Origin of the sequence: Collinsella aerofaciens (assembly GCF_964243765.1) — a bacterium.
GTDB classification, from domain to species: Bacteria; Actinomycetota; Coriobacteriia; order Coriobacteriales; family Coriobacteriaceae; genus Collinsella; species Collinsella aerofaciens_BU.
This window is the reverse complement of sequence record NZ_CAXTGI010000008.1, coordinates 98,917-110,428: the sequence shown is the minus strand read 5'-3', so window position 1 is coordinate 110,428 and position 11,512 is coordinate 98,917. Positions and strand designations below refer to the sequence as shown.

Sequence of the window (11,512 nt, the reverse complement as noted above, 5' to 3'; positions counted from 1 at the left end):
CGCGAGTTCCGCACGCAAAGGAAAGCACTTAATGTGCTTTCCGTCTTGCGCAGGACTGTAGAGCAGCAAACTTAACCCCCGCCCCCAGCCCCGGAGACCCTCCCGGAGGGACCGAAAAATTTTTTCAAAAAAGTTGTTGCGCGCCGGACAGACTTCTGTGTATACTAATCCCCGCAGCGCACGCGAGCGGAAACAAACGCGAACGCCTGCCTGGGGAGTTAGCTCAGTTTGGTTAGAGCGCCGGCCTGTCACGTCGGAGGTCGCGGGTTCGAGCCCCGTACTTCCCGCCAACGCAATTAAAGCCACGTCTTCGGACGTGGCTTTTTGCGTTTGATACACTTTGTTTCGATAGAACGATCGCCCTGAGGCATCTTTGCCCAGAATCTCCGCGCCTTCGGGAACGCAAGTAAAATCCAATAAGCATATCTGTCTAAACAGCAGCTTTGTTGCGCAACACCTGTTCAACGAGACAGGGGGTTAGGTTATACTAAATTGCACTGTGCGCCGCATCTGATGCATTTCGCTCCAAGCGCGGCACTCAGTGGATATCCGATTTACCATTTGGATGTCCTGGCGGTCATTTAGCGTCTCGACACAAGCTCGGCCCCGGAGCTCGTTCGAGCTGTTCGTATTCCTTGAAAGGGGAAAAATGGACATATCGAGGAAGACTGATTACGCCCTTCGTATGCTGGCGATGCTTGCCGAGGATCCGGAGTGTTTGCTTTCTGTTCGCACCGCTGCCGAAGAGGTCAATGTCCCGTATTCGTTTGCCCGCTCGATTCAGCACGGCTTGGTCCAGGCCGGTATTGTGGAGAGCCTGCGTGGCGTCCACGGTGGCATGCGTCTCAAGGTCAGTCCGGACGACGTCACCATTCGTCAGGTCGTCGAGGCCGTTCAGGGTCCTATGGTTATGAACGATTGCACCGCGCCTGATGGTGACTGTGCGCGCATGGGCGCGTGCTGCTATCATCCCCTGTGGGCCGGAGCCCAGGCGTTGATGCGCGACTACCTCGATTCCGTTTCGCTCGGCGACATCGTCGCTCACCGCCAGTTCCCGGCCGTCGATCCCAAGTTCGCCGACCGCGAAGCGTTTCCCGAGTACGCCACCTGCGCGTGCGCTTGCCGGGAGGAATAGCGCCGCATAAGGAGCATAGCCATGATTCAGGACCCCTTTCGTTCGATGATTCGTTCGGAAGGGGTCCTGCGTTATCGCGACCTTCCGTGGCGCCGCACACGCGATCCGTACATCATTTGGCTTTCTGAGGTCATGCTGCAGCAAACGCAGGTGCCGCGCGTGGAGGCGCGCATGCCGGTGTGGCTCGATCGTTTTCCGACTGTGCAGGCGCTTGCCCAGGCCGCGCCTTCCGATGTTTTGGACGCTTGGCAGGGGATGGGCTACAACCGACGCGCTCTGGCGCTCCACAAGGCCGCCCAGCGCGTTATAGAGGACTGGGACGGGGAGTTTCCGCACGAGACACGTGACTTGGTCGCTCTTCCTGGTATTGGCCCGGCAACGGCGCAGGGTATCCGGTCGTTTGCGTTTGATCTTCCGGGCGTGTATCTGGAGACCAACGTGCGCACGGTCTTTCTGCATCACTTCTTTCCCGATATGCCGGCTGTTCCCGATCGCGAGCTGGTGCCGCTGATCCAAGCCGCCTGTCCGGCGGCCCCCGGTGCGGCGACCGACGAGATCGCTCCCTTTGCCGTGCCGCTCGATGATGCCGACACGCCGCGCGCGTGGTATTACGCGTTGCTGGATTACGGCGCATATCTAAAAAAGACGTTGCCCAATCCGTCCAGGCGGTCGGCGGGCTATAGCCGTCAATCAAAGTTTGAGGGCTCACGTCGCCAAAAGCGCGCGCATATCGTGCGAATGTTGCTGGCAGCGCGCGATGGCCAGCCGGCGGGGATTACGCTTGCTGACGCCGTGGGGGGCGTTAACGAGATGGAGACGGCGGCCGGTCGCGGGCCGGTCGAGTGCGAGCTTGTCGCGGGCATTCTAGCCGATCTGGAGCGTGAGGGCTTTTGCCGCTCCGAGGACGATCGTTGGCTGAGTGTGTAGCCCGCTCGAATTTTAAGGTTTAGATTTTCGGCAGGGGGTACCATAAAATAAGGCCGCTCAAAGCCTATGGGCGGCATGTATTGAAGGGAAGTACACCTATGGATTTTGAGAGCTCCCAAACCAAGAAGAACCTTGAGACCGCTTTTGCCGGTGAGTCCCAGGCGCACACCAAGTATCGCTACTATGCATCTAAGGCCAAAAAGGACGGCTACGTTCAGATCTCGAATATCTTTGCCGAGACGGCGGGTAACGAGTCCGAGCACGCCAAGCTGTGGTTTAAGTATCTGCACGATGGCGCCGTTCCCGGCACTCTGGATAACCTGCGCGATGCCGCCGCGGGCGAGAACTACGAGTGGACCGAGATGTACGACGAGTTTGCCAAGACCGCCGATGAGGAGGGCTTTGCCGAGATCGCCGCGAAGTTCCGCGGCGTCGCTGCTGTCGAGAAGGCTCACGAGGAGCGCTACAACAAGCTCGTCGAGCGCATTGAGTCGGGCGAGGTGTTTGAGCGCGAGGGCGTAAAGGTGTGGAAGTGCCTGAACTGCGGGCACCTGCACGTTGGTGCCGAGGCGCCCGAGGTGTGCCCGGTGTGCAACCACCCCAAGGCGTACTTTGAGGAGCAGGTGGTGAACTACTAGCGCTTGGCGCTGGCTGCTGCGGAGCGCAGGGCGGGGAAATACCTTTCCCTCTCGCTCACGGCTTCGCAGAGTCGCGCGAGGCAAAGGTATTTCCCCGCCTTGCGCTCCGGCGTTGGGTCGTCGCGTGCTCGATACAGAAAAGCTGATAAAAAAGGTTGTGTGCCGCCCCTTTTTGGGGCGGCACGTTTTTGTGGGGTCCCGGTCTCCACAATTTTCGTCAAGCTTTTGGTTAGATTTTGGTCAGTTGGCGTAAGGGCGGAAGGCCAAAAGATTGCTGGCGAAAAAAGCTCAGAGAAAGTGCTGGTAGGGGAGTTGTTGAGCTTTTCGACAGCTTTTGAGCAAAAGAAACTTTGTGGCTATTGCCGGCGATTGCGTTGTCGCGGTCATGGCGGTGCGGGATGCTGGTCGTAAGCGTCGAATGCTCCGATTTTGGAGGCCAGCATGGATCTGTTTCTTGAGACTCCGCAGCGACAAGCTGAGCGCATGCTGCGTCAGCAGCAACGACTCATGGAGATGCAAATGCACGGGGCGGCAGCCCAGCCCTTTGCGCAAAATGTCGTGCCCGCTGCTGTACCTGCAGCTGTGCCCGGGTGTGAATCGGCGCCAGAGGCCTATTCCGTACAGCAGGATTCATATGCGCAGGAGCTCGCGTTCGATAAACGTCGTGCGCGTCACCGTCGCTGGGCCCAGCGCCTGCGTACGCTGGCGATGATCGTGCTGATCCCGCTGGGGCTCGCGGTAATCTTCTTGGCCTCATATGCCCTCACGTGCATTCTCAACGGCGCCTCGCCCAATGAGGTACTTCAGCACTTGGCAGCTCTCGGTCAGCGCTTGGGGGATGCCGCGGCAACCATCCGCGCCAGCTGGGAGAGCTAGCGGACCAGCACCCATAGTGCAAAGGTAACTTGTCTGCGCTCGATTGGACATGAGCTGCGTTTGACAGGGTAAGATTGATCGCGGTTTTGATTGGTGCTCGATTGGGTTTGTTGGGCGGAGTTTATGTCTGCTATTGATATTGTGCTTGTTGTGATCGCCTTGGTGGCGGTGGGGGTTGCTGTGGCTTGCGCCCTCCAGCTCAAGAGCCTGCGTGCCGAGTTGCGGGAGCGTGGCGACAGTAGCGCGGAAACGCTGGCAGCGCTCGAGCAGGCCAACAGCACGCTCGACACCCTGAACGTCGCGTTGGCCGAAACCCGCCGCACGGCCAATGCCATCGCGCAGCAGCAGACCACCGACGCCGCCGTAGAGCAGCAGCGCTACCTGACCATTGCGCGCGAGTTCTCGCAGGCGGGTGACCGTATGGATGACCTGCGCCGCGAGACGGCTCAACAGCTCGGCGCCAACCGCGAAGGCATCGAGCACCGCCTGGACAAGGTGCGCGAGACGGTCGATGCCCAGTTGGGCGCCATCCGCAAAGACAACAACGTGCAGCTCGATCAGATGCGTGCGACGGTGGACGAGAAGCTCTCCCGTACGCTCAACGATCGCCTGTCTGCATCGTTTAAGCAGGTGAGCGACCAGCTCGAGGCCGTGTACAAGGGCCTGGGCGACATGCAATCTATCGCCACTGGCGTGGGCGACCTTAAGCGCGTGCTGGGTAACGTCAAGGCGCGCGGCATTTTGGGCGAGGTGCAGCTGGGCGCGATCCTGGCGGACATTCTCACGCCCGACCAGTATCTGGAAAACGTCGCCACCAAGCCCGGCGCCTCGGAGCGCGTTGAGTTTGCCGTCAAGCTGCCGGTAGACGAGGGAGACCCCGTGCTGCTGCCAATCGACTCCAAATTCCCGGGCGATGCGTATGAGCATCTGCTCGACGCCCAGGAGTCGGGCGACGCGGAGGCCGTCGCCGCCGCGCGCAAGACGCTCGACACCATGGTGAAGCGCGAGGCAAAGGACATCTGCGAAAAGTACCTGAGCGTGCCCGTGACCACCAACTTTGGCATCATGTTCGTTCCGTTTGAGGGGCTGTACGCTGAGGTCGTCAGCCGCCCTGGGCTTATCGAGACCCTGGGCCGCGACTATCACGTCAACGTTGCCGGCCCCAGCACCATGGCGGCCATCCTCAACAGCCTGCAGATGAGCTACCAGACGTTTAGGCTGCAAAAGCGCACCGACGACGTGCTACGCGTGCTTTCCGCCGTCAAAGCCGAACTACCGCGCTATCAGGCGGCGCTGCGTCGCGCCCAGCAGCAGATCGAGACTGCGGGCAAAACGGTCGAGGGCATCATCACCACGCGTACCAACGTCATGGAGCGCAAGCTCAAGGATATCGACGCGCTGGAAGACGCCAAGGAGGCCGACGAGGTCTTGGGGCTCACGTCCGCGGGCCTGCTCGCAGACCAAGAAGACGAGGACTAGCGGCACTTGACGGCGGGGCGCCTGCGCAGGCGCAGGGCGCGGGTGCTTTTCGCATCGCACTTGCCTAAAGCGCACTTTAATGTGCAACAATGGCCTTTCGCCCTATCAGACGCGAAAGGAAGCCCATGTCTCAGAGAAGCACCAGCCCGCTCAAACGCTCGACCGTGCGCCGCACGCTGCAGCGTTTTTGGGATGTCACGCGCACGCAGCCGCTGATCGTCTTTCTCTCGGTGTTCTCGTCGGCGGGTTACATCTTTTTGCTCACGTTTGCCAACACCTACGTTATGGCCCTCATCGTCGATCGTGTCCAGGCCGGCCCCGTAGCGGGCGACCAGGTGTTTGAGGTCTTCGGTCCCTACATTTTGGCGCTCGTGCTCGTCAACCTGGTGGGCCAGATCCTCTCCAAGCTGCAGGACTACACCGTCTACAAGCTCGAGATCGCGGGCAACTATCACCTGGCGCGCCTGTGCTTCGACACGCTCTCCAATCAATCCATGACATTCCACACCAGCCGCTTTGGCGGATCGCTTGTGAGCCAGACGAGCCGTTTTATGAGCGGCTACACGGGTCTGGTCGACGTGACGGTGTATTCGCTCATTCCCACCATCACCTCGGTTGTCTGCACGGTGACGGCGCTCGCTCCGGTGGTGCCCACATTTACCGTGATCCTGGTGGGCATCATGGTCGTCTACATCGCGTTTGTCTGGCTTATGTACAAGCGCATCATGCCGCTTTCGGCCGCGACGTCCGCCGCACAAAACAAGCTCTCGGGCGTGCTCTCCGACGCGGTCACGAACATCTTGGCCGTCAAGACCTGCGGGCGAGAGGACTTTGAACGCGATCTGTTCGACACCGCCGATCGTGCCGCGCGCGATGCCGAAACGGTCTCGATGCACGCCATGATGCAGCGCAACTTTACGACCTCGGGCCTTATCGTCATCACCATGGCCGTGGTGAGTGTGTTCGTGGCGGGCGGCAACGCGTGGTTTGGCATCTCGGCCGGCTCGCTCGTCATGATCTTTACCTACACCTATAACCTCACCATGCGCCTGAACTACGTGAGTTCCATGATGCAGCGCATTAACCGCGCGCTGGGTGACGCCGCCGAGATGACGCGCGTGCTGGACGAGCCGCGCCTGGTGGCGGACGACGAGCATGCTCCCGAGCTTAAGGTGACCGAGGGCGCGATCGATTTTGAGCACTTGAGCTTTGCATACCGTGACGCCGCGGCGGGCGATAGCGTGTTCGACGACCTGACGCTCCATGTGCCGGCGGGCCAGCGCGTGGGCCTGGTGGGTAAATCGGGCTCGGGCAAGACGACGCTCACCAAGCTGCTGCTGCGTCTGGACGATGTTCAGGGCGGCCGCGTACTCGTGGACGGTCAGGATGTCTCGCGCTGCACGCAGCAGAGCCTGCGCCGCCAGGTTGCCTACGTGCCGCAGGAGGCGCTGCTGTTCCACCGCTCCATTCGCGAAAACATTGCCTACGGTCGTCCCAACGCCACTGATGAGCAGATTCGCGAGGCGGCGCGCCTGGCCAATGCCCTGGAGTTTATCGACCGCCTGCCCCATGGCTTTGACACCATGGTGGGCGAGCGCGGCGTTAAGCTTTCGGGCGGCCAGCGCCAGCGCGTGGCCATTGCCCGTGCCATCCTCACCGACGCGCCGATTCTGGTACTCGACGAGGCGACGTCTGCCCTCGATAGCGAGTCCGAGGCGTTGGTGCAGGAAGCTCTTGAGAACCTGATGCGCGGCCGCACCTCCATTGTGGTGGCGCATCGCCTGTCCACCGTGGCGGCGCTCGACCGCATCGTGGTACTGGCGGATGGCGAGATCGTCGAGGACGGCACGCATGTGCAGCTCGTCGAGGCGGGCGGCGAGTACGCGAGCCTGTGGAGCCGTCAGACCGGCGCATTCTTGGAGGCGTAAACGTCTCGGACGTGGGACAATTGTGCCCATAAGTTTATTGTGCCGTTGAGCCGAGGAGTCGTTATGCCACGCGAGACCAATGCCGCCAAGCGCGAGCGCGCCATCGAGGTGTGTGAGCGCCTCAACCGTCGCTATGGCCCGGTCGAGTGCTTTTTGGACCACGAGAATCCCTTCCGCCTGCTGATCGCGGTGCTGCTTTCGGCGCAAACGACCGATGCGCAGGTCAACAAAGTGACGCCGCGGCTGTTTGCCCAGTGGCCCACGCCCGAGGCCATGGCCGGGGCGAGCGTAGCTGACGTGGCGGACACCATCAAGTCGCTCGGCTTCTACAAGAGCAAAGCCAAGCATGCCGTCGAGGCCGCGCAGATGATCGTCGCCGACTATGACGGCGAGGTGCCGGCCGACATGAAGGAACTCGTGAAGCTGCCGGGCGTGGGACGCAAGACGGCGAACATCGTGCTCAACGTGGGGTATGGCATCGTGGAGGGTATTGCGGTGGACACGCACGTCAACCGCATTGCGCACCGCCTGATGCTGAGTCCCAAGACGCATGCCAAGGAACCGCTCAAGACCGAGCAGGATCTGCTCAAGATTTTGCCGCACGAGTATTGGGAGTCGGTCAACCATCAGTGGATCACCTTTGGTCGCGAGATCTGCGACGCCCGCAAACCCAAGTGTGACGAGTGTCCGCTGGCAGATTTGTGCCCCAGCGTGCGCGTGGCGGGGTAGGGCGGAACGCATCTTCGTCTGGCGTTTTTTGCGGGGCTGGGTTTGCCCTTGAGCCGGAGTCCGCCCCATGCGTTACCATGACAATCAATAGTTTTGATGTACGACCCGCCGAGCCTGCCCCGGCGGGCTTTTGGCGTTGCGATGCCGGAGGACCACATGCTCATTCACCGTATAGCCGCGCAGCTCTACACTGCCGAGGCGCTGCAGACCGTCGAGGCCGGACTCGATGCCGGCGAGGACGTGACGCTGGCCGTGTCGCAGTCGGGCCGCACGCTCATGGCGGCAGCCCAGTTTGCGCGCCGCCCGCGTCCCACGGTCTATATCGTGAGCGGCGAGGACGCGGCCGATCGCGCCGCGCGCAGCCTGGCCGCCTATGTGGGTCTGGCGCATGTGTGCCGCTTTCCCGAGCGCAAAGACTATCCATGGCGTGAGCAGGCGCCCGACGACGCCGTGGTGGCCCAACGCTGCGAGGCTTTAGGGCGCATCGTGCGCGGCGATAACTGCATCATGGTCGCCTCGGCCCGTGCACTGCTGCGCTGCGTGCCGCCGGTCGAGAGTCGCTACTGGGAGTCCACTACTTTTGCGGTGGGCGAGGAGATTCCCTTTGACGAGGTGCCGCAGCGTCTGGTGGGCATGGGCTACACCAATGCCGGTGCCGCCGACGCGCCCGGCCTGTTCCGTGTGCACGGCGACACCGTCGAGGTGTTTCCCGCGCAGGAAAAGGCGCCCGTGCGCATTGAATTTTTCGGCGACGAGATCGACCGCATCCGCCGCATGGTGAGTTCAACGGGCCAGACCATCGGCAACGAGGACAGTATCGAGATCTTCCCGTGCCGCGAGTTGGCGCTCACCGACGAGGCGGTCCATAACATGCATGTGGCGCTCTATCGCGCCAGCCAGAGCGATAGCAAGCTGGCGGCGCTGCTCGAGATGGTGGATGCGCGCATCGTCACGCCCGAGCTCGACCGCTTTTTGCCGGTGATGTACGGCCAGACCGTGAGCCCGTTGGCGCACGTGAGCGGCAAGGCGCTTGTGGTCCTGTCCGAGCCGCGCTCGCTGTTCGATGACTGCCTGCGCGCCTACGAGGATATCGAGGCCCGTGCCGGCGAGGCGGGGATTGACCGTCTGGAGGGTCTGTATGTGCGCGCCCAACAGCTCGACTTTGGTGCTCAGCAGCGCCTGAACTACGTGAGCCTGATTCGTGCCGGCGGTGCGGTTACGGCAGAGCTCAAGATTGAGCAGCCGGCCATTGCGGGCTCGGACAATCGATTTATGACGCGCATTCAGGAAGTCGTGGGCAAGCGCTATGCCTGCGTGTTTGCCATTCCCGACCGCGGTGCGCGCGAGTCGATGGAGCTCACCTTTGGCGACGAGGGCATTACCTTTGAGGAGTCGTTGACGGCCGCGCCCGAAAACGCCGGCGTTATTGGCGAGCGCGTACGCGTGGCAACGGCGGATTCTGCCGACCGTGCCGCACGCCAGGAGGCCCATGCTTCCATTCACGAGCGTAAGGCCGACGCGCTCAACGCCCGCTCGCTCGAGGCGGGCGCGGCCCAGGCTGCCGCCGGTGCCGCCGTGCCCACCATCTCGCGCGGACGCGTGACCTTTGTGGATGCCGCCCTGCCGCAGGGCGTGGTGGTCCCCGACGCCAATTTGGCCGTGTTCTCGATCGCCGACCTCAACGCTCGCATGGACGCCAACCGCGCCCGCAGCCGCCGCAAGGTCGATATTACGCAGATCACCTTCCCCTTTAAGCCAGGCGACTACGTAGTGCATGCAACGCATGGCATCGCGCTCTTTAGCGAGATCGCGCGCCAGGAAGTGGGCGGCAAGGAGCGCGACTACTTTTTGCTGGAATATGCCGACGGCGACAAGCTCTACGTGCCGCTGGAGCAGGTTGACCGCATTACGCGCTACGTTGGTCCCGACGGCGACAAGCCGCGCCTGACCAGGCTCAACACCGCCGACTGGACGCGTGCCACCAACAAGGCGCGCAAGAACGCCAAAAAGCTGGCGTTTGACCTGGTCGATCTGTATACGCGCCGCTCTTCGATTGCCGGTATCGCTTGCCCGCCCGACACGCCCGAGCAGATCGAGATGGAGCAGAGCTTCCCCTACGACGAGACGCGCGATCAGCTGGAGGCCATCGCCGATATTAAGGCCGATATGGAGGCGCCCAAGCCCATGGACCGCCTGCTGTGCGGAGACGTGGGCTTTGGCAAGACCGAGGTCGCCCTGCGCGCGGCGTTTAAGTGCGTGGACTCCGGTCGCCAGGTCATGGTGCTCTGCCCCACGACCATTCTGGCCCAGCAGCACTACGAGACGTTCTTTGAACGCTTTGCCCCGTTTGGCCTTGAGGTCGAGGTGCTCAGCCGCTTTCGCACGCCGGCGCAGCAAAAGCGCGCACTCAAGGCGTTTGCCGAGGGCACGATTGATGTGCTCATCGGCACGCATCGCCTGCTTTCGGCCGATGTGAACCCCAAGAACCTGGGCCTGGTGATCATCGACGAGGAGCAGCGCTTTGGCGTGCAGCACAAGGAGCAGCTCAAGAACCTGCGCGAGCAGATCGACGTGCTCACGCTTTCGGCCACGCCCATCCCGCGTACCATGCAGATGGCCACGAGCGGCGTGCGCGATATGAGCCTGATTACCACGCCGCCGACTGGGCGCCGCCCCGTGATCGTGCACGTGGGGGAGTACGACCCCGACGTGGTGAGCGCGGCGATTCGCCTGGAGGTGGGTCGCGGCGGACAGGTGTACTACGTGTCCAACCGCGTCAAGACCATCGATGACGCTGTGGCACGCGTGCACGAGGCCGCGCCCGAGGCGCGCGTGGGCGTGGCGCACGGCAAGATGAGCCCGCGCGAGGTCGAGGACGTGATGATCGAGTTCGCGACCAAAAAGATCGATGTGCTCATCGCCACGACCATCGTGGAGAGCGGCATCGACAACGCGACCGCCAACACGCTCATCATCGAGGACTCGCAGCGCCTGGGTCTGGCACAGCTCTACCAGCTCAAGGGCCGTGTGGGTCGCTCGGCCACGCAGGCCTACGCGTACTTTATGTTCCCGGGCGAGCTGCCGCTCACCGAGGAGGCCACGGCGCGCCTGACTGCACTTTCCGAGTTCCAGGACCTGGGCAGCGGCATGCGTATCGCCATGCGCGACCTGGAGATTCGCGGCGCCGGTTCGCTGATGGGCGCTGAGCAGCACGGCAACCTGTCGAGCGTGGGCTTTGACCTGTTTACGCAGATGTTGGGCCAGGCCGTGGCCGAGGCGCGCGGCGATGACGATGCCGGCGTGGAGGCGGCGAGCGTGGGCATCAACCTGCCGGCCGACTACTTCTTGTCCGAGGAGTACATGCCGGCGGTGGACCAGCGCGTGCTCGTGTACCGCAAGCTCGCGGCGGCTGAGGACCTGGAGAGTGTCGACGAGGTGCAGGAGGAGACCGAGGCCGCGCATGGTGAGCTGCCGCTGGCGGGACTCAACCTGTTCAACCGCGCGCGTATCCGTATCCGCGGCGAGCGCCTGGGGCTCGAGAGCGTCACGCTCAGCGGCGGACGCATCACGTTTTTGGGCGTCGACGTGCCCAAGAAGGTGGCCTTTGAGTTTAAGAATCGGTACGGCGCGGTGAACTTCCCCAAGAGCCGCAAGCTGTCGGTGCCCTATAAGGCGGGCGCCGGTGCGGGCAGCGGCCTGGGTCGCGGTCTCGATGCCAACGACGGCACCGGCCCCGTGGCAGCCGCCCTCATGCTGCTGCAGCAGCTGGGCGCCAGCGATGACGACTAATGGGTCGACGC

8 protein-coding genes and 1 tRNA gene are annotated in these 11,512 nt (G+C 62.5%); all 9 read left to right on the top strand.

Annotated elements, in window-relative coordinates; genetic code table 11:
- Positions 1–212 precede the first annotated feature (212 nt).
- Positions 213–290 (top strand) — tRNA-Asp (locus ACESSC_RS07090).
- 359 nt (positions 291–649) lie between these two features.
- Positions 650–1,135: an RrF2 family transcriptional regulator gene (locus ACESSC_RS07085; RefSeq protein WP_117773298.1), complete on the top strand. Its 486-nt coding sequence runs from the start codon at positions 650–652 to the stop codon at positions 1,133–1,135.
- 21 nt (positions 1,136–1,156) lie between these two features.
- Positions 1,157–2,062 carry an HhH-GPD family protein gene (locus tag ACESSC_RS07080; protein ID WP_373162149.1) on the top strand — a complete coding sequence of 302 codons (906 nt, stop codon included), beginning with the start codon at positions 1,157–1,159 and terminating at the stop codon, positions 2,060–2,062.
- A 98-nt stretch (positions 2,063–2,160) separates the two neighbouring features.
- Positions 2,161–2,700: a rubrerythrin gene (gene rbr, locus ACESSC_RS07075; RefSeq protein WP_373162147.1), complete on the top strand. Its 540-nt coding sequence runs from the start codon at positions 2,161–2,163 to the stop codon at positions 2,698–2,700.
- 441 nt (positions 2,701–3,141) lie between these two features.
- Entirely contained in the window at positions 3,142–3,576 is a 435-nt protein-coding gene (locus ACESSC_RS07070) for a hypothetical protein (protein WP_118450645.1), read from the top strand.
- Positions 3,577–3,699: 123 nt separating this feature from the next.
- On the top strand, positions 3,700–5,055 hold the full coding sequence (locus ACESSC_RS07065) for a DNA recombination protein RmuC (protein WP_373162146.1): 1,356 nt from the start codon (positions 3,700–3,702) through the stop codon (positions 5,053–5,055).
- Between the two features lie 125 nt (positions 5,056–5,180).
- Positions 5,181–6,983 carry an ABC transporter ATP-binding protein gene (locus ACESSC_RS07060; protein WP_373162145.1) on the top strand — a complete coding sequence of 601 codons (1,803 nt, stop codon included), beginning with the start codon at positions 5,181–5,183 and terminating at the stop codon, positions 6,981–6,983.
- 63 nt (positions 6,984–7,046) lie between these two features.
- A complete protein-coding gene (gene nth / locus ACESSC_RS07055; RefSeq protein ID WP_117800586.1) occupies positions 7,047–7,712 on the top strand; it encodes an endonuclease III in 666 nt (221 codons plus the stop codon).
- A 156-nt stretch (positions 7,713–7,868) separates the two neighbouring features.
- Entirely contained in the window at positions 7,869–11,501 is a 3,633-nt protein-coding gene (gene mfd, locus ACESSC_RS07050) for a transcription-repair coupling factor (RefSeq protein WP_373162143.1), read from the top strand.
- Positions 11,502–11,512 lie beyond the last annotated feature (11 nt).